The sequence below is a fragment of the Paracidobacterium acidisoli genome, assembly GCF_003428625.2.
Taxonomy (GTDB): Bacteria; Acidobacteriota; Terriglobia; order Terriglobales; family Acidobacteriaceae; genus Paracidobacterium; species Paracidobacterium acidisoli.
In genome coordinates, this window is record NZ_QVQT02000007.1 from 71,924 (window position 1) to 89,401 (window position 17,478).

General features: G+C 58.4%; 19 protein-coding genes. 15 read left to right on the forward strand and 4 right to left on the reverse strand.

Going from position 1 to position 17,478, the window contains the following annotated elements; all coding sequences use genetic code 11:
- Positions 1–301 precede the first annotated feature (301 nt).
- Complete coding sequence (locus D0Y96_RS18245; protein ID WP_117302871.1) at positions 302–1,969, reverse strand: recombinase family protein; 1,668 nt, start codon at positions 1,967–1,969, stop codon at positions 302–304.
- Positions 1,970–2,495: 526 nt separating this feature from the next.
- Between D0Y96_RS18245 and D0Y96_RS18250 the strand changes: the two genes are divergently transcribed.
- Entirely contained in the window at positions 2,496–3,137 is a 642-nt protein-coding gene (locus D0Y96_RS18250) for a nucleotidyltransferase domain-containing protein (protein WP_158562478.1), read from the forward strand.
- A gap of 106 nt (positions 3,138–3,243) precedes the next feature.
- Complete coding sequence (locus D0Y96_RS18255; RefSeq protein ID WP_147325134.1) at positions 3,244–3,510, forward strand: hypothetical protein; 267 nt, start codon at positions 3,244–3,246, stop codon at positions 3,508–3,510.
- Positions 3,511–3,525: 15 nt separating this feature from the next.
- Here the strand turns inward: D0Y96_RS18255 and D0Y96_RS18260 are convergent, their stop codons facing one another.
- Complete coding sequence (locus tag D0Y96_RS18260; RefSeq protein WP_117302881.1) at positions 3,526–3,777, reverse strand: hypothetical protein; 252 nt, start codon at positions 3,775–3,777, stop codon at positions 3,526–3,528.
- Between the two features lie 156 nt (positions 3,778–3,933).
- On the opposite strand from D0Y96_RS18260, the gene D0Y96_RS20535 reads away from it, so the two are divergent.
- Both D0Y96_RS20535 and D0Y96_RS18270 read left to right on the forward strand, forming a co-directional pair.
- On the forward strand, positions 3,934–4,125 hold the full coding sequence (locus tag D0Y96_RS20535) for a type II toxin -antitoxin system TacA 1-like antitoxin (RefSeq protein ID WP_117302883.1): 192 nt from the start codon (positions 3,934–3,936) through the stop codon (positions 4,123–4,125).
- Between the two features lie 388 nt (positions 4,126–4,513).
- Complete coding sequence (locus D0Y96_RS18270) at positions 4,514–5,230, forward strand: DNA methyltransferase (RefSeq protein WP_117303149.1); 717 nt, start codon at positions 4,514–4,516, stop codon at positions 5,228–5,230.
- Between the two features lie 152 nt (positions 5,231–5,382).
- Here D0Y96_RS18270 and D0Y96_RS18275 read toward each other — a convergent pair whose 3' ends face one another.
- Positions 5,383–5,931, reverse strand: coding sequence for a DUF6650 family protein (locus D0Y96_RS18275; RefSeq protein WP_117302886.1), 549 nt, complete (start codon positions 5,929–5,931; stop codon positions 5,383–5,385).
- A 14-nt stretch (positions 5,932–5,945) separates the two neighbouring features.
- Positions 5,946–6,278, reverse strand: coding sequence for a hypothetical protein (locus D0Y96_RS18280; RefSeq protein WP_147325135.1), 333 nt, complete (start codon positions 6,276–6,278; stop codon positions 5,946–5,948).
- 144 nt (positions 6,279–6,422) lie between these two features.
- Here D0Y96_RS18280 and D0Y96_RS18285 point away from each other — a divergent pair, with 144 nt between their 5' ends.
- The 11 genes from D0Y96_RS18285 to D0Y96_RS18335 all read left to right on the forward strand — a co-directional run bounded on the left by D0Y96_RS18285 (position 6,423) and on the right by D0Y96_RS18335 (position 16,937).
- Positions 6,423–6,884 (forward strand): TrbC/VirB2 family protein, encoded by a 462-nt coding sequence (locus D0Y96_RS18285; protein WP_117302891.1) that lies wholly within the window; start codon positions 6,423–6,425, stop codon positions 6,882–6,884.
- A 14-nt stretch (positions 6,885–6,898) separates the two neighbouring features.
- Positions 6,899–7,213, forward strand: a complete 315-nt coding sequence (locus D0Y96_RS18290) for a VirB3 family type IV secretion system protein (RefSeq protein WP_117302894.1) — start codon at positions 6,899–6,901, stop codon at positions 7,211–7,213.
- A complete protein-coding gene (locus D0Y96_RS18295; protein WP_117302898.1) occupies positions 7,200–9,653 on the forward strand; it encodes a VirB4 family type IV secretion system protein in 2,454 nt (817 codons plus the stop codon). Before D0Y96_RS18290 ends, D0Y96_RS18295 begins: the two co-directional genes overlap by 14 nt.
- Positions 9,654–9,661: 8 nt before the next feature.
- Positions 9,662–10,417 carry a TrbG/VirB9 family P-type conjugative transfer protein gene (locus D0Y96_RS18300; protein ID WP_117302900.1) on the forward strand — a complete coding sequence of 252 codons (756 nt, stop codon included), beginning with the start codon at positions 9,662–9,664 and terminating at the stop codon, positions 10,415–10,417.
- Between the two features lie 9 nt (positions 10,418–10,426).
- The gene (locus D0Y96_RS18305; RefSeq protein ID WP_117302902.1) at positions 10,427–11,704 is read left to right on the forward strand and encodes a TraB/TrbI/VirB10 family type IV secretion system protein; all 1,278 of its coding nucleotides are present in this window, start codon (positions 10,427–10,429) and stop codon (positions 11,702–11,704) included.
- Between the two features lie 54 nt (positions 11,705–11,758).
- The gene (locus tag D0Y96_RS18310; RefSeq protein ID WP_117302904.1) at positions 11,759–12,667 is read left to right on the forward strand and encodes a hypothetical protein; all 909 of its coding nucleotides are present in this window, start codon (positions 11,759–11,761) and stop codon (positions 12,665–12,667) included.
- A complete protein-coding gene (locus tag D0Y96_RS18315; protein ID WP_117302907.1) occupies positions 12,667–13,488 on the forward strand; it encodes a type IV secretion system protein in 822 nt (273 codons plus the stop codon). The genes D0Y96_RS18310 and D0Y96_RS18315 overlap by 1 nt, the downstream gene beginning before the upstream one ends.
- 2 nt (positions 13,489–13,490) lie before the next feature.
- The gene (locus D0Y96_RS18320) at positions 13,491–14,171 is read left to right on the forward strand and encodes a VirB8/TrbF family protein (protein ID WP_158562480.1); all 681 of its coding nucleotides are present in this window, start codon (positions 13,491–13,493) and stop codon (positions 14,169–14,171) included.
- Positions 14,172–14,176: 5 nt separating this feature from the next.
- Positions 14,177–14,563: a hypothetical protein gene (locus tag D0Y96_RS18325; protein WP_117302911.1), complete on the forward strand. Its 387-nt coding sequence runs from the start codon at positions 14,177–14,179 to the stop codon at positions 14,561–14,563.
- Positions 14,560–15,405, forward strand: a complete 846-nt coding sequence (locus tag D0Y96_RS18330) for a phosphoadenosine phosphosulfate reductase family protein (RefSeq protein ID WP_117302913.1) — start codon at positions 14,560–14,562, stop codon at positions 15,403–15,405. Before D0Y96_RS18325 ends, D0Y96_RS18330 begins: the two co-directional genes overlap by 4 nt.
- Positions 15,406–15,476: 71 nt before the next feature.
- Positions 15,477–16,937 (forward strand): DNA cytosine methyltransferase, encoded by a 1,461-nt coding sequence (locus D0Y96_RS18335; RefSeq protein WP_199480455.1) that lies wholly within the window; start codon positions 15,477–15,479, stop codon positions 16,935–16,937.
- Positions 16,938–17,478: the final 541 nt, after the last annotated feature.

The following is a 17,478-nucleotide window of genomic DNA, read 5'->3' on the forward strand; positions in this document are numbered from 1 at the left end:
GCAATATGTAGGACTGGGTACGTTCCAGATTACCCTCTTGTGGTTATCCTGGGCCGCGACCGGTGTTTTCGACTGCACAAAACCTGAGGCTGTCATTGCAATCCGACGAATATCGGAACTGGCCAGTCAAAATGGACATATAGTTTTCTGCACCTAACTGAGAACCAGCCTATTATCCTCAATTGCTCAACCTTGAGCGATCAGCAGCCAAAATTTGTGATGGTTGCGGGGGATGATTTGAACCTGCGTATGCAAGCAATTGATTCTCTTGAGCAAGCATAAATCTTGCAAATTATTGATTCTAAATGCTGGAATGGTTGCGGGGGTCTGCAACGCTCCAAATTTGCGGCGACATTACATTGCCCGTTTCCTCCTCCCCGCCGACCAGATGCCACGTTCCCTCGGCAACATAGTGCGATTTCCCGTTTCCGTCCCCATCGGCGTCCTGCGGAAACATACGGATCTCCGAAACGTGCTTCACCAGTTCTTTGCGAGCCTCGGCAGGCTCCCCGGAGATCAACTGTTGAAGGTCCCCCAGCCGCTTTGTGATGAAGCCCCGAATCTCCGACAGGTGTGCATCCACAGAATCGGCTCCCCCCGCCAGAAGCTGGTCGGTGATCTCGCGTAATTGCTGCTCCCGTTCGTGGATGGCGGCAACGAGGAACGACGACGGTCCTGTCTCCGCAGCGGTAGCAGTCAACCGCCGCAACTCCCCTTCGAGTTTCTGCTTGCGCTCACGCATGTGAGCCATCTGATTTGTGAGCTTGGAAAAGGCGCTCTTCAAATGACTGTCGAACTCGTCCAGCGCGTACTCGACGGCCTCACGCTTTAGAACCTCATTTTGCAACTCTTCCAGCAGTCGCCTTTCCAGCCAGTCACGCCGGATCGTGACGGAGTTGCCGCAAGCCCCACGATTGAAATGCTGCGAGCAGCCGTATCTCGGGTAGTGACCATAAGAGGTGTATCCGGTGACAATGATCAAGTTGCCGCCACACAAGCCGCATTTCAGAATTCCGCTCAGAAGGTATGGACTGGTAATAGAGCGAGGCAAAAGACCCTTCTTCGCGCCGCTGTACATGGCCATCAGGCGCTTCTGACGATCCTGAACCCGCCGCCAGACCTCATCGCTGACAATCTGGAGTTCGGGGTGGGGAACAACGCGCCATTCGCTCTCCGGCCTTGCACGGCGTACCCGCTTGTTTGTACCGGGGGTCTTCACGAACCGCGAACTGTTCCAAACCACTTTTCCTACATAGAGATCGCGGCGAAGCATCTCCCGAATACAGGTCGGACTCCATGTCGCGTACTGATTTCCCGACCGCGGTCGTGGCGAAGGAACACACTCGTGATTCAGAGTCTTTGCGATAGTCTTCAGGGACTGGCCACTAGCCGACATATCGAAAATTCGGCGGATCACAACCGCCTCTTTTTCATTGATAACGAGTTGTTTAGCCGTAGTTCCGTCCACGGCCACCGTGTCATAGCCGAAGCAGCGACCTCCGGTATGGTGGCCTCGTAGTACGCGCCCCTCCAGCCCACGATGTGTTTTCTTGGCAAGCTCCTTCACATACAGGCTGTCCACCATGCCGTGAACGGTGACCAGCACATGCGCCTGCTCATTATCCGAGTCGATGCCCTGACTGACGGCGATGAGCCGGATGCCGGCAAAGTTCAGCTTCTCGAAGAAGGTGAGGGCATCCTTCGTATTTCGCGCCAGGCGGCTGCTGTCGTCGAGCAGGATCACATCGAAGGGACGGGCAGCGGACAGAGCCGCATTGAGCAGACGACCCAGCCCTGGACGATCCGCGCCCACGCCACTTACCGCTTCATCGACGTAGACGTGTTCCTCCAGAAAGACGAACCCGCGAGACTTCGCGTATTCGCGGCAGATGCGGAGTTGGTCGTCGATCGAGAGTGGGCTCTGAAGATCGCTGGAGTAGCGGGCATAGGCGGCGCAACGCAGAATCATGGCTCATTACCGTCCTTGTCGGACGTTACCTCTGTATTGCCGGTGGTTGCAAGTCGATTCCGCTTCTCGATTTCGGCCAGATACTCCCGCACCAGCGCAGGGATAATTACATTGTCCATCCAGGACTTGAGAGCAGGGTCGAGTCGCTTCCCAAGGCCCGACGACCGCGCTGAACGGGACTGGCGCTCCAACGCCGCTTCATCTTCTTTTTGAGTGTTCCTAGTCTCCACGCAACCCCTCAAACGGTTCCTGCCGAGAAGAAGCGTAGAGCGCACGGGGAGCACAAAACGTGGAATAACTTTCCACTCGGTGTCCTGAACGGACACCTTACGCTTGAGTTCAAGCGCGATCTGTCCTCCCCCGGAAGCGCGCTGAAAGCCACCGTTGCCGAAATGACAAGTTTTTTATTGTCATAGTCAACACGAATGACTAGCTATACCTTGTCGCAACCAGAGTCGACTCCCAGAAGCGCAGCGTCAAACGCGGGCTTGATGTATTACGCAATATGCGTAATAATATACGCGATATGCGTAAGGATTTCACTCTCGCGGCGCTGATCAGTCCGACCCGGCAAGGGGTTTTGACCACCTTGTTCCTTCGGCCTGAAAAGGAATGGTATCTGAGCGAGTTGGCGGCTTCGCTCGGAACCGGCCCCTCGTCTCTGCAGCGAGAGGTGGATGCGCTCATCCGCGTCGGCATCCTCAAGAAGCGTGTGGATGGCCGTAGAAGCTACGTTCAGGCCAATGAAGACTCTCCGATCTTTCCAGAGCTGCGCGGACTGGTTGAAAAGACCAGCGGCATCGTCCCCATGCTCGTAGACGCGGTTAAGCGCACCAAGGGATTGAAGATTGCCTTTATCTATGGGTCGCTCGCCCGTGGCGAAGAGGGGGCCGAGAGCGACGTGGACGTGATGCTGCTGGGCAATGTAAGCACGATGGAATTGAGTCCGAAGTTGCGGGCAGTGGAAGTAGCGGTCGGACGACAGGTCAACCCGACCGTTTTCTCTCTCGACGAGTTTGCAAAGAAGGTTACTGAGAAAAACCACTTTTTGCGGACGGTCCTGAGAAATAAGAAAATAATGCTGGTAGGGACCGAGGATGAGTTGGAAAACATTGCTCGCCGCGCGGAAGATTCACGCGCACCAGTCGAGCAAACAGGAACTCGATGAACTCCGGGCTGTAGTCAAGCGGGATCTGGCTGACGCAGCTCTTCCGGCGCTTTCAGAGGATCGCCGATTCGCAACTGCGTATAACGCGGCCTTGCAAGTGGCGAGAATGGCAACGGCCTGCGCGGGCTACCGTGTGGCCGCTGTTCCTGGGCATCATGCTCTCAGTTTCGAGTGCGCCGGCTTCGCCCTTGGGAAACGAGCCGACAAGCTGGTGCTGTTTTTCGATGGATGCAGACGCAAGCGGAACGTGATCGACTACACCGGAGTACAGATTGCCACGGCCACCGAAGCGGCTGAACTTCTCCAACGCGCTCAGGAGTTCAGCACTCTGGTCGAGGCGTGGATTAAGAGCACGCACCCTCACCTGAGCTAATCCACGAACTGGACGCTACGCTAAATGTTCTGAGCTGGACAGCACCTGCACCTCGCCGAGAACCTTCAACTCCAGAATCTCCGTGCTCTGCTGACGCCGACGCACATAGGCAATGATTTCCTCCAGACTGAGCGCGGCGAATAGCTCAGTCGTGACCGTCGCTGCATTACCATCTTCGGCGGTCTGCTCGCCCTTGAGTTCAAACAGAAGCGCTCTGTGCGGCTGACCCAATGATGAAACTACCTCGTGATCCTTGCTCTTTGCCATAACAGACTCCGTGGGAAGAAATTGCGGCGCCCAACTCCCGACACTGGCGAATCAGACGCCGCTACATGGCAGCTCCACCCCTGGAACCACCGAGCCGTACAAACAATGTGTCGCATAATACCTCTGTTATGCAGTGCGGTAGTACCATAAAAGCCGGTGGCCAAAAAGGATCACATTCCTTCCCGGCGCACCGGCAAGACCCTGCTTGGAGCGAAAGTGTTCTCCTACTACACCCAGGAAGAACGTCGGCTGCTGGAAAAGGCTGCGAAGCAGGAACGTCGCAGTCTGAGCAGCTTTGTCGCCCTCGCCGCCATTGAGCGGGCACAGCGGATTATTGCCGGCAAGTAAGCGCCTCCTACAGCGTCTACCTTACTTCCGATCTCTTAATGCTACCATTATGCAGTATTGACCCCCCTCACAGATGAGTGCCCAGCGTACCTGTGGCATCTGACCTGAACTGTCCCATGCTTGCAAAAGCAGTACATCACCTTGTGCCCTGCATGTTCTCTCAGGCACCGCGAGAGAGAGACAGGCCGCGCCCGGCGACACGGCGCGCCTCTGCTTTTTCGGCTTTCAGAAAATCTTTTCGGCAATACCCGCAAAGAACGCGGTGACGGAAAAGATTTTCCGAACCTTCCGAAAAAGCGGCGCTGGGTCTTGGGAGCGGCCTTCTCTCGCGCCCTTGCGGGAGGGTGTCCTGAGAGATCACTCCGGGACCACAAAGGAGATCAAGGTCATGCAAGCACAAACTACAGTTCAGCATCAGTTCATCAACAGCATCACGCAGGGCGACTGCATCCAGGTCATGCGCAAGATGCCCGCAAACAGCGTCGATTTCATCCTCACCGATCCGCCGTATCTAGTGAACTACCGCGACCGCGATGGACGCACCATCCAGAACGACGCCAAAGCAGATTGGCTTAAACCGGCGATGCGAGAAGCGTACCGCGTGCTGAAGCAGAACCGCGTAGCAGTCATGTTCTACGGCTGGACGAAGGTTGATGCTTTCTTCGAGGCATGGAAAGAAGCAGGTTTTCAGCCGGTCGGACACATCGTGTTCCGCAAGGCATATAGCTCCAAGAGCCGCTTCTTTAGCTATCAGCATGAACAGGCATACTTGCTGGCGAAGGGCAGTCAACCGCTGCCGAAGCAACCGCTGGCAGATGTGATGGATATGCCGTACAGCGGCAACAAGCTGCATCCGACGCAGAAGCCGGTCGTAGCATTGGCTCCCCTGGTTCGCAGCTTCACGTTGTCGGGTGAGTTGGTACTCGATCCATTTGCAGGCAGCGGAAGCTCATGCGCAGCAGCGTTGCTGACAGGCCGCAGGTACATCGGCGTAGAGCTGGATGCAGAGTATTTTCATCAAGCGTCGGCTCGGTTGGAGCGCGTACAAGAGAGGGTCGCCGCAAAGATGCGGTCCTCTCAGGTTCTCATTCCCACCATGCGGTGAGTGTGCCCGCGTGCCCAGCGCGCCTCAAGGCGACCTCTCTTCTGAGTTGTGATTCCCGCAGCCTTGACCCGCACCGCGCCCGCGCTTTCTTTGCCTGACATGGTGGGAATGAGCATCTCCGCGCAGTTGCGCGCGCGAATTCATCAATGCGTTTAGCCACGCTGCTGGCCTTTGATCCCCTTGCGGTCCTCTATCGGATCTGCTGGCAAAATTCGCGCCAGTTGTTCTTCGCAAGTCAAGTCATACGCTGCCATAAGCAGGCTAAGTGCAAGCCCAACCGCGGCACGCAATTCGCCGAGTGCTGTAAAGAACTTCCAGCTATCTGGTCCACCCTGAAACCCATTTTCGATGATGACTCTATGAGGGCCATCATGGTCGCCCACGGTATCAAGAAACTTTCTGCAGGCTGCACGCATTGACCGAAGTTGACTTGTCAGTGCGCCCTCGTCCCGCGAGACAAGTAGTTTCTGATGGAAAACATCTCGCATCTGCCGTACAGACTCAACGACCCAGCGTGGCACCTCAAGTTCGTAATCGTTATAGAGCGTGCGGCGGTTCTCAAGCTCCTTCACAATTTCGACGGCGAGATCCCGTTCGGAAGGAATCCACACTGGCGATTCGTAGATATGAGCGACATTTGTGACTATCGCTTTTTGAGCACGGAGTGAGCCGACTAATGGGCGTTGGTCTTTCGATGCCATTCGTATCTCCGAAATTACATTGTTATGTCGCCATCGATTTTCTGGGCAACAATGGTTTTCTCCGACTTCAAGTTGCCGACCAACGAGCTGGCAATCTGAGTGGACTGGTCCCGAGCGGGAGCATCTGCAAGCAGCTTCAAAGCCTGAGACAACAGTTCTTCATCGCCGTGAAGTTTTGTGGCGATCACTTGCGGAAGCTGGTCTGGCTCAGGCTCCTTCGTCCAACCTAAAAGACTCTTTGCCTTCGACCAAACGTCTTTACCTGCCTCGGATGCCAGCCCTTTGGCGCACTCGGTTCCAAGCACCGTCAGAGCAGAGGTGGCTGTTGCCAATGTGATTGGGTCCACCGCGAACCTCCAAATGAGAGTTAGCCATTCATTATATTTGTCCGGCACGCTACGCAGGAGCCCGAAGCCGTCCACGCGTGTTTGTTCTGTCTAGCACACGGCACAAGCTGAACGCCTAGAGCTTCGCTCTCGCCGACGGCGGAGATGGTGTCCTCACAGGACACCGAGTGGAAAACAATTCCACTCAATCGCACCCGTCCTCGCCCTACCTTCACATCCAGCACGTTGCACCGAGAGTGGCCACTCGACGGCAAACCACCAAAGGAGACTCCTGTGGAGAGCACCCGTTCGTCGAAGCTGCGCTCTTTCTTCCGTTGGGCGCGCAGCCGCCCCCTAGCCCGCTATGCAGTCCCGTTATTTCTGCTATCCGCTGTGCCGCTCTACGCACAGCAAGGCAGCGATCCGTGGGACAACGCAGTCAACGTCCTCAAAACCGCGTTTACCGGCACGATTGCGACCGGGCTGTCGCTGGTCGCAATCGTTGTCGGCGGACTGATGTTCGCCTACGGCGAAGGCCAGTCCAAAAAGACCATTGCCGGGATCGTCTTCGGCGTGGGTATGGCAATCGGCGCAGTTAACTTCATGGCCTGGCTCTTCCCGAGCTAGAGAGGAGGTGATCCATGTCTAAGCCAGCGGACGCGAGAGTGAGTCCGGTATTCAAGGCCATGAACCGTCCGTTGACTGTTCTCGGAGCGGAGCGGCGGTTGTTCTTCGTCGCTCTGATCTCCGGGGGCGCCATCTTCTCTCTGCTCCATTCATTGCTCGGCGGAATCGGCCTGTTCATCGTCGGCGTCGTTATCGCCCGCATTGCTACAAAGCACGACGTGGAGATTCTGCGCGTGCTCTTCAACTCCGGCAAGTTCCGCAGACGCTACGACCCGATGAAGCCCGATACCGCAGAACTCCGCATTGCGAGGCGCAATGGTCAAGGTTGAATACATCACGAAGGATTGGAAGGAGGCTGGATCGTTCGCCGCCCAGGTAAACCTGTATGGTTTTTGGGACGAACACTGCTTTCTCACAAAATCGGGCGACCTCGGCGCCGTGCTGCGAATCGGCGGGATTGATTACGAGAGCATCGACCATACCGGCAGAGACTACGCAGTTAGACGGCTTGAGGCCGCGTTCCGTTCCCTCGACGACAAATGCCGCCTCTATCAAATCCTGTTCAAGCGCAACCGGCCAGCGATCCCACACGCCGAGTATGACAGTCCTCTGGTGCGTGCAGCAGTAGAGCAGCGCAGCTCTTTTCTGCAATCGAAGGCGGACCGGCTCTACAGTATCGAGATTTATTGGGTTGTGATGGTCGATGGCAGCTATGCCAAGACCGGCCTGCTGCATGCCCTCGCGCAGTTACCGAAAAAGCCGCGCTCGTCTCTGCGCGACTTGCGTGCTATGTTCTCCGGTAACAACGAACGCACTCTGATTTACGAACAGATCGAGCGTGACCGCCTGCGCCTGCAGCAGAAGATCAACAGTTTGAGTGGGCAGCTAAACGACCTGATGACGGTCGAGCTGTCAGGGGCGGAAGAGACGTTTCGCATACTGCGCCGTCTTGTGAACTTCCGCCCCTCCAAGATCAACGACGCGCCTCTCTGCGGAGCGCGTCATCTGGACTGGCAGATATGCGGTTCGGAGTTGGAAGCCCATCGCGGTTTCCTCCGCATGGATGACGACTATCTCCGCGTCCTGACACTGAAAGAGCTTCCCGGCGAGACCCGGCCACTGATCCTCAATGGCCTGCTCGACATTCCGGCGAACTTCCATGTCGTCACGGAATGGCATCCGGTAGACAATGCCAAGGCCCGCAAAGAGATTGCATCCCGGCGCCGGCACCACCACAACTCCAAGACCAGCTTCGTCTCGAACCTTCAGGACCAACAAAACACCGGCAATCAGGACAACCTTGTAGACGACTCCAAGGCCGCCGCCGTCGCGGAGCTTGGCAACGCCCTCACCGCGATGGGCATGGAGGGTAAGAACTTCGGTGAGTTCACGCTCTCCGTCGTGATCTACGACGAGGACCGCCTGAAAGTGGAGCACGCCGTCGCCGAGTTCCAGAAGCTATTTACGCAGCACGATGGCCTGCTGTATGAGGAACGCTACAACCTGCTCAACGCGTTCTTCGCCACCGTCCCAGGCAATAAGCAGTTCAATCTCCGCAAGCAGTGGGCGCTCAACTCCAACTACGCGGACCTGTCGTTTCTCTTTACCGTCGATACCGGCTTCCGCTGGAACCCGCATCTCGAACGCGAGTACCTCGCTGTCCTCGAATCGACACATGGCACTCCTTACTTCCTGAACCTGCACGCGGGCGATGTGGCCCACACCCTGATGCTTGGGGCAACGGGCGCCGGTAAGAGCTTCTGCGCATCGACGCTTCTCCAGTCCGCACAGAAGTATGAGCCGCTCACCTTTGTCTTTGACCTCGGCGGTAGTTATGAGACGCTGACGCGGGCCTTCGGCGGGACATATCTGAACGTCGGCCTGAAAGACCCAGGCTTCAGCATCAATCCGTTTTCGCTGGAACCCACGCACGAGAACCTGAACTTCCTGTATCTCTTCCTGCGTGTGCTCATCGAAGGCGGTGGGCGCTATGAGCTGACCACCGCCGATGAGAGGGCGCTCTACGCTGCGCTGGAGCGCATCTATAAACTGCCCCGCGAGATTCGGACGCTCACTAATTTCGCATCCATCCTCGGGCCGCTGGGTGAGCGCCTGCACCGTTGGACCCAGGCCGGACAGTTCGGCTACCTCTTCGACAACGTAGACGACACCCTGACGTTTTCGCGCTTCCAGACCTTCAACTTCGATGGCTGGTCCGATTATCCCGACATTCTGGAACCGCTGCTGTTCTACGTCCTGCAGCGCGCCTCTGCAGAGATAGAAAGGCCGGAGAACGTCGGGATATTCAAGATATTTCTGATCGACGAAGGATGGATCTTCCTTAAAAACCGGATCATCCGTGACTGGATTATTCGTGCTGAAAAGACGTGGAGGAAAAAGAACGCGGCCATGATTCTCGCCACGCAGTCCGTGGTGGAGCTGGCCGCTTCGGACATGCTGCACATTGTCAATGAGTCCTGCCAGACCAAGATATTTCTGTCGAACCCCAACATCGACCGCAGGCTCTACACAGAAACCTTCCAGTTGAACGATACCCAGCTTGAGTTGCTGGAGTCGCTTGTGCCGAAGCGGGAGCTTCTGCTGATCCAGCCGCGCGGCACCAAAAAGCTGGTGCTCGAAGTCGATGCCCTCGGCTACTGGATGGCGACCAACAACTCCCGCGACAACATCCGCAAACAGGATTACTTCGCCCGCTTCGGGCCGGAGCAGGGCTTAATCCGGCTCGCCCACGATTACCCCAACCCATAAGGAGAACCATGCGCCCTTCACCCATCGTCCCGTTGCTGCTCGGCCTCGCCGCTACCGTGGCCCACGGCCAGCAGACCACCGCTCGCCTGGTCAAGTACCACGCCAACGACATCGTTTCCGTGCGCGCCAAGATGCGCTACACCACACTCATCCAGCTTCCTGGCACAGAGAAGATTCTCGAAGTCGCTACCGGCGACAAAGACTTCTGGATCATCGACACGGTCGGCAACTACTGCTTCCTGCACCCCGCCAAGGAAGGCATTCACTCCAATCTCAACCTCATCACCGATAAAGGTACGGTGTATTCGTTCGTGCTCGACGATGTCGAGTCCGGCGACCCCGACCTTAAGGTCGTCATCGAGCCGTCCGACCCGTCCTCGCTGGCTGCCGCCAACGGCGTCCGGCAGCTTGTCCCCGCCAGTGAAGTGGAGGTCGCTCGCACCGCGGCGCAGATCGCTCAGACCCGCGCCGCCACAGCGGTCGAGCAGTTCCGCTCCGAGTACCCGACGAAGGCGCTGCAGTTCGACTACACCTTCCACAACGAAAGCCCCTTCGACGTCTCCGCCATCTATCACGACGACAAGTTCACCTACATCAAGTCGTCGGCCACCGAAAAGTTCTCCATCTACGAGCTCAAAGATGGCAAGCCAGACCTCATCACTTTTCAGTTGCAGAACGGCACCTACGTCATCCCCACCGTTGTCGATAAGGGCTACCTCGAAATCGGCAAGCGCAAGCTCGACTTTCAACGGAAGGCGCAATAAGGGGGCGTGATGACCGACAACAAACAGATCATCGCAGCGCCGGAAACGGAGTCACAAACAACATCCCCGGCAGAGGAGAACGCTTCTGGCCTACGCGATAAGCGCGTCCGGCCTGAAGGCGTCGTTCCCAAGCAGGCGCAGGGCTACGTTGTTGCCGGACTCGCCGTGCTCATCCTCATGGCCGTCATGTTCTCGAAGAACCATGCGAAACCTGCTGCTAAGGGCGCTGCGTCCGCTCCCGTCGCCATGTCCACGGACATGAACCAGCGAAAGATTCAGGAGCTGGAACAGGACCTGAGCGCCGATCAGCGTCAGATTCAGCAGCAGGCTACGACTCAGCGGACAGGTACAGCAGCGTCACCGGCAAGCATGACGAATCTGAGTAATCCTGCACAACCAGGCGTCGTGGCTCCTGCTGCGCAGTTGCCACCGCCTGTGCCGGCCCAGGTTACGGAACCACCCCGTGATCCTGTCGCGGATGCCGAAAAAGCAATGGCCTTCAAAGCCCGCTTTGCTTCCAATCTTGTCACGCCGGCGGACAACGCCTCGCGTCCATTGGCGGAATCGTCCAACAGCCCGGACAACTCCCCGGCTCGCTCTTCTAGCTTGCCGCCGACCCTGCCAACGCAGGCCTCCTCCACTTCCGCCGCGACCCCCAATAAGCGTGCGCCGGAGGTCAATCTGAACGCCGCGCATGGTCAGCCCTATGCCGTCTTCGAGGGCACGACCATCGACACTGTCCTGGTGGACCGTCTCGATGGCGAGTTTGCCGGAGACGTCAAGGTGATGGTCACGAATCCTGTCTACTCCCAGGATCGCCAGCACATTCTGGTCCCGGAAGGCACGTTCATCCTTGGCACCGCGCAGAAGGTGTCAGGGCTCGGCCAGAAGCGCCTCGCCCTTACCTTCCACCGGATGCTCATGCCCGACAAATACTCGGTTGACCTCGACCAGTTCCACGGTCTCGACCAAGCGGGTGAGAGCGGCGTCAAGGACAAGATCAACAACCACTACGTCGAGATATTCGGCGCGTCGATTGCGCTCGGGATCATCTCCGGCGCTGCCGAGGCGACCAACGCCAACCAGGGCTACAACGAAACCGGCACCGAGGCATACAAGGCCGGTATTGCTTCGAGCCTCTCGCAGTCGAGCGCGAACGTGCTCGACCGCTTCATTAATATCCCGCCCGCCATCACCATCCGCGAAGGTCACCGGATCAAGATTTACATCACCCAGGACATGCTTCTGCCCGCCTACGAGAACCACGATATGTCACCCGTCATGTGATGTGCGTGGCCCTCTTCAACTCACTCTCCTAACCGTTTTCACGGAGGTTTCACCATGAAGTCAATCAAGCAGTATGGCCTTATCCTCGCCGTCCTCACCGCGCTCGCGCCGATGGCGCACGCGCAGTTTGGCAGCGGCATCGTCTACGACCCTACCCAGAGCGCCCACGCTGTTCAGGAGATCGAGCAGGGGGAGCAGCAGCTCCAGAAGTGGGCCACCGAGCTCAACAACTGGCAGCAGCACCTCCTCAAAGAGGCGCAGATTTACACGACCGCCGAACAGACCCGCACGCAGGTCGTCACCATGTACAACCTCGCCTACCAGATGGCGACGATGCCGCAGAACCTCGAAGCCAGGTATAAGGCGGATTGGGCGAAGTGGCAGAGCCTTGCCGCACCGCCCAATGTCTATGGCAACACCTCACCGCTCGTGAACGCCCTCAACTTCGGCGCTCTGCCACAGGCGCAGCAGGGATACAGCAGCGCCTTCGTGCAGGCGCAGAGTTATCCCTCCGGCGCGTACTCATCCCTCGACTCCCGTACCCAGGCCACCGTCGCCAACCAGTACGCGACCTCCGAGCTGGCGCAAACGACAACCACCAACACACTCTCGACCCTCGGCACCATCCGCACCAACGAACAGGCGTTCGCCACGAAGCTGGCGAACCTTGACTCCGATACCTTCTCCACCGATTCCAGCCAGCAGAGCACCAACGCGCTGCTCGCCAAGATCAACTCCGCCACGCTGCTGCAGATTCACTCGCAGCAAGACACCAACCAGCTTCTCTCCGCCGAGATTCAGCAGCAGCTCCTCGCGCAGAAACAGCAGATCGATACGCAGAACCGTTCCCTTAACAACTCTGTGTACTTCCAGCAGAACTTTCCAACCACCATGCAGAACCTGAACAGCGGCGTGAGCACCTCGCTCCACAACATTTCTCTCAGCCTTAACGGGAGCAACTGATGGGACAGAACGTCTTTTCGGCGCTCTCACAGGCCATTACCCAGTTGCTCTCCTCGCAGGGCAACACACTCCAGGCCACGGGACTCGACATCTTCCGTGGCCTGGCAGTGATCCTCATCGTCTGGTTCGGCGTGAAATCCGCCCTGTCCGCTTCACAGGGACACGGCGGCTTTCACTTCGCTAAATTCGCCGACCTGATCCTCATGATCGCCTTCGGCCTCGGGATGCTGACCTATTACTCGACACCCATCCCCGGCACCAGCTATAGCTTCTCGGACCTCATCACCAAAGAGGGTCTGAATCTTTCCAACCAGATCGAGTCCAGCCAGACGCAGGAGATTGCCGACACCATTACCGGCGCCGAGCAACAACTTGGCGCACCTCCGGGCAGCTTCAACATCCTCGAAGATCTGACCTATCTGCTCATCGTCGTGATCCTTGCGGCGATGGAGGCGACGGCCTTCTGCGTCATCGCCTACGGCTATGTCGCCGCAGCCGTCTGCGTGCTCGTCGGCCCCATCTTCATTCCGTGGTTCATCGTGCCCAAGATGGACTGGCTCTTCTGGGGCTGGCTCAAGGCATTCATCGGCTTCAGCTTCTATCAGGTCGTGGCCTCGGCCTTCATCTATGTCTTCGCCAAGGTGCTGGCCTCGATGTTCCAGGTTATCGGGACCATCAGCATCTCGAACGCATTCACCATCCTGCCTGCCCTGCTGGTCACGCTTGCTGTCTGCATTTACGGCCTCGTCAAGATACCGGAGCTGACGGCGTCGATTCTCAGCGGTCGCGTGGGCACCTGGGTCAACCTCTTGGGGAACTAATGATGGCTAAACAAACCACCTTCGCCACCACAGATGCCGGCCACAAGTTTCTGGAGCTGTACGCCGAGCCGGTCGTCACCAACACCTACCTCAAGGTCGCTCTCCTTGTGCTCTCCGTCGTCGCGCTCGCTTCGCTTGCGCTTCTCTATCGAGCACAGACCGCTGCCTTGCGGCTGAAGCCGCTCGTCATCTCGGTTTCCGACATCGGGCGTGGCCAGGTCGTGAACTATGCCGACTTCTCTCATGTGCCCGTCGAGCGCGTCAGCAAATACTACCTCGCTCGTTGGGCGCAGCTGTACTACGGGCGCAATCACGCCACGCTGCAGCGAGACTTCGCCGAGTCCCTCAATTTCTTCTCGAACGAAATGCAGTCGGCGACGCTCGTGCGGGTGAACAAAGCCAAGACGCTCGAAACCTTCCTGCTCGACCCCAGCGCGGCCAATGTAGACATCGAGATCAAAGCCGTGGTACTGGATGACACGCGGCAGGCGCCGTATCGCGCCCACATCGAGTTTCAAAAGGTCTTCTACTCGCCGGGTGACCAGCAGGAGCAGAGCCAGGAACGCTGGACGGCAAACGTCGTCTATGGCTTCCGCGATGAAGTCCCGAACGCGATGCTGCTGACCAATCCGCTCGGCGTCGTCATCAGCTATATCCACGAAGACCAGGCATTCGGGAACTGACGACGATGCGAGCGAAGAAGTCTGTCCTCGTTTATTGCCCCGACCGCGAACTGTTGTCTTCGACGGCCTTCGCATTGCGCCTGCACCCCTATGAGGTCATCGCGGCCCACGAAGTGGGCGATGCACTAAGGGTGAGTGTGCGCGGCTTCGCCGCCTGCGGCGTGCTCATCCATGCACAACAGGGCGACTTTGCCGGTCGCCTGGTCCACAGCATCCTCGAGTGTGCGCCGCGTATGCCGCTCTTGCTCGTGGACCGTGCGGGGGATCTTGCACCCGTCCGCTACGCGGACATCGTGCTCTATGGCCGTAACACCTCGATGGTTCATATCCTCGCCGCCCTTCGTGTGCTTTGCCAGCACAAACCGGGACCGGCATCACGGAGCGCGGCTTGAGCCAGCTTCTTTACATCGGCGGGTTTTCAGGCGGCATCGACTCGCAGGCTGCCGCGCGGTTCATGCTGAACCGCTACGGCGCTGCCTGCGTAATCCTCGTGAACTCGGATGCAGGAGGCAACGAGCATCCGCTTACCATCGAGCACATCGGCTGGTACTCCGAGCATGTGCATCCCGTCGTGCGCATCCAGGCTATCGTCCGCGATATGTGGATGGATGTCGATACCGCGGCGGAACGCGGCTTCGATCCCAACGAGCCTTTGACGTTCGTTCGCATGGCCGAGATACGCGGCATCTTCCCATCGCGCAAGCGTCAGTTCTGCACTGACAAACTGAAGCTGCAGCCGATACGCCGCTGGCTACGCGCGGCGTATCCCGACGGCAATTATGCCCGTTTCTCGGGCGTGCGCCGCGATGAATCGCTGGCACGCGCCGACCGCCAGTGGCTTGAGTGGGACGACTTCTACGACTGCGAGTTATTCAACCCCGTCTATGACTGGTCGAAGCAGATGTGCTTCGACTACGTCCGCCTGCACAAAGAGCAGATCAATCCTCTGTACTCGCTCGGGTTCACGCGCGTGGGCTGTGCTCCGTGCATCAACTCCGGCAAAGACGATGTGCTCAATTGGGCAACACGCTTCCCGGAGATGATCGACAAGGTCCGCGCGTGGGAACAACAGGTAGGACGCACATTCTTCGCGCCGTGCGTCCCCGGCATGGTCATCAACTGGATTGACGACGTGGTCGCCTGGTCGAAGACCGACCACGGCGGCAGGCAGAGCAACCTCTTCCGCATCCTGCCGCCGCCGGCCTGCGAGTCCAGATATGGGTTGTGCGAATGAGATACCTCTCCGTGTGCTCAGGGATAGAGGCCGTCTCGGTTGCATGGCAACCTCTCGGCTGGGAGCCCGCGATGTTCGCCGAGATCGACCCGTTCTGCTGCTGGCTTCTGCGCTCGCGTTATCGCGCATCGCGGCCCGTTCACATGCCGAGTCCGCATGACGCTTCGTCGCGCAAAGAGGCGAAGCAGCGCGCGGCAGCCATTCGCAACATCTTTGCTCTGCCTGCCGATGGCGCTGTCATCAATGCCGGAGACTTCACTCGCATAGGAGCAGACGATGTCGGATCAATTGATGTTTTGGCAGGAGGCACACCTTGCCAGTCTTTCTCCATCGCCGGTAAGCGAGCAGGATTGGACGACCCGCGTGGCAACCTCACCATCGAATTTGCTCGGCTTGCTGGCAGGCTCCGCCCCTTATGGCTGGTGTGGGAGAACGTCCCCGGAGTCCTGTCGATCGACGACGGACGCACGTTTGGAGCCTTCCTCGGGATGCTGGTCGAACTCGGGTATGGGATCGCCTACCGAATTCTTGACGCTCAGTATTTCGGAGTACCCCAGCGACGGCGCCGCGTCTTCGTTGTCGGATGTGCTGGAAACTGGCGAGCTGCCGCAGCGGTATTACTTGAGCGGTCGAGCCTGTCGGGGTATCCTCCGCCGCGCCGAGAAGCGAGGAAAGACATTGCCCCCACCCTTAGCGCACGCGCTCATGGCGGTGGCGGACCGGGATCGCACTTCGATATCGACGGCGGCCTGATTCCCAGCACTGAAAATGTCTCACACTGCCTGAACGCGGGTGGCATGGGCAGGCAGGATTACGAGACTGAGACACTGATCGCGCACGCGCTCTCAGCCGATGGTTTCGACGCCAGTGAGGACGGTACAGGACGCGGTGTGCCGATGGTTCCGGTCGCCATCATGACGGCTCACACGCAGAGCAATGGAGCCGGATTCTCAGATCATATTGCACACACTCTGGAGAGTGGAGGTGCCCAGGCGGTTGCGTTCAATCTGCGCGGACGCGCTGGTGGCGCCATGCCAGAACCGGCAGACGCAGCCAGTGTGCGTGCGGCATCCGGCGGCAGCAGCAACAGCTATGTCGCCTTCTCCGCGAAGGATTACGGCGCGGACGCCGATGAGATCTCGCCCACGCTGCGCGGCATGGGACACGATGCCAGCCATGCCAATGGTGGCGGCCAGGTAGCCGTCGCCGTCAGCAGCAATCAGCGCGGTGAGTTTCGAGAGCGTCCGGTACACGGAAGCCTGAACAGCTCGCGCGGCGGTGGCAACCAGTTCGACGGAGTCATGCAGCAGATGGCTGTGCGTCGGCTGACCCCGCGTGAGTGTGAGCGCCTGCAGGGGTTCCCTGACGACTACACCCTGGCCGAGTACCGCGGCAAGCTCGCATCCGATGGGCCGCGTTACAAGTCGCTCGGCAATTCAATGGCTGTTCCCGTCATGCGGTGGATCGGACAACGCATCGAAGCGGTCGATGCGATCCTCCATGACCGGCTCGGCGTCGAGGAGGACGCATGAACTCGTGGGCACAGCAGATGATACTGGCGCGTACCTCTTTGTCGCGGGGAGACGGTTTTATTCTTGCCGTCGCCGACCTCCGTATCGGAAGCGCACAGCTCGCCCTCCACTTCGTCGCCCGGAAACAGGTTCCTCGCATGGCAGGCAGCGGAGGCCGATGGGAGGTGGAGATCGTTGTAGTTCACCCGCTCTCCGCTTTTGCAGTCGGACTTGGTAGCGAGAAGACCGCCAGTGCAGATTCTTCTGCTTCCTTGATTGCGTCGGCGTCTTGGGCAACGAGCCTTCACCGAACAACCCGTTTCCATAGAGCGCCATTTCTCCCGTATTTTCCCTGCTTTCCCTCGGTCACTCGCTTCGGTGCTTATCCCGCGCCCGGCGGCCTAGCCGTTCTGCTTCGCACTGCGTGCGCCCTCCGGGTTTCGGCTTTCAGAAAATCTTTTCGGCTCTTTCCGCAAAGAGCGCGGAAAGAAAAGATTTTCCGAACCTTCCGAAAAAGCACGTCTTCGGCCTTGGGAGCGGGGCACACTCGCGTCGCTTCGCG

What these genes read in the sequence shown, in the direction of transcription:
- D0Y96_RS18275 (WP_117302886.1), bottom strand. Translation starts at nt 5,931, where the DNA reads ATGGCATCGAAAGACCAACGCCCATTAGTCGGCTCACTCCGTGCTCAA.
- D0Y96_RS18290 (WP_117302894.1), top strand. Translation starts at nt 6,899, where the DNA reads ATGTCTAAGCCAGCGGACGCGAGAGTGAGTCCGGTATTCAAGGCCATG.
- D0Y96_RS18335 (WP_199480455.1), top strand. Translation starts at nt 15,477, where the DNA reads ATGTTCGCCGAGATCGACCCGTTCTGCTGCTGGCTTCTGCGCTCGCGT.
- D0Y96_RS18270 (WP_117303149.1), top strand. Translation starts at nt 4,514, where the DNA reads ATGCAAGCACAAACTACAGTTCAGCATCAGTTCATCAACAGCATCACG.
- D0Y96_RS18295 (WP_117302898.1), top strand. Translation starts at nt 7,200, where the DNA reads ATGGTCAAGGTTGAATACATCACGAAGGATTGGAAGGAGGCTGGATCG.
- D0Y96_RS18245 (WP_117302871.1), bottom strand. Translation starts at nt 1,969, where the DNA reads ATGATTCTGCGTTGCGCCGCCTATGCCCGCTACTCCAGCGATCTTCAG.
- D0Y96_RS18285 (WP_117302891.1), top strand. Translation starts at nt 6,423, where the DNA reads ATGGTGTCCTCACAGGACACCGAGTGGAAAACAATTCCACTCAATCGC.
- D0Y96_RS18305 (WP_117302902.1), top strand. Translation starts at nt 10,427, where the DNA reads ATGACCGACAACAAACAGATCATCGCAGCGCCGGAAACGGAGTCACAA.
- D0Y96_RS18260 (WP_117302881.1), bottom strand. Translation starts at nt 3,777, where the DNA reads ATGGCAAAGAGCAAGGATCACGAGGTAGTTTCATCATTGGGTCAGCCG.
- D0Y96_RS18250 (WP_158562478.1), top strand. Translation starts at nt 2,496, where the DNA reads ATGCGTAAGGATTTCACTCTCGCGGCGCTGATCAGTCCGACCCGGCAA.
- D0Y96_RS18310 (WP_117302904.1), top strand. Translation starts at nt 11,759, where the DNA reads ATGAAGTCAATCAAGCAGTATGGCCTTATCCTCGCCGTCCTCACCGCG.
- D0Y96_RS18255 (WP_147325134.1), top strand. Translation starts at nt 3,244, where the DNA reads ATGGCAACGGCCTGCGCGGGCTACCGTGTGGCCGCTGTTCCTGGGCAT.
- D0Y96_RS18325 (WP_117302911.1), top strand. Translation starts at nt 14,177, where the DNA reads ATGCGAGCGAAGAAGTCTGTCCTCGTTTATTGCCCCGACCGCGAACTG.
- D0Y96_RS18300 (WP_117302900.1), top strand. Translation starts at nt 9,662, where the DNA reads ATGCGCCCTTCACCCATCGTCCCGTTGCTGCTCGGCCTCGCCGCTACC.
- D0Y96_RS18320 (WP_158562480.1), top strand. Translation starts at nt 13,491, where the DNA reads ATGGCTAAACAAACCACCTTCGCCACCACAGATGCCGGCCACAAGTTT.
- D0Y96_RS18315 (WP_117302907.1), top strand. Translation starts at nt 12,667, where the DNA reads ATGGGACAGAACGTCTTTTCGGCGCTCTCACAGGCCATTACCCAGTTG.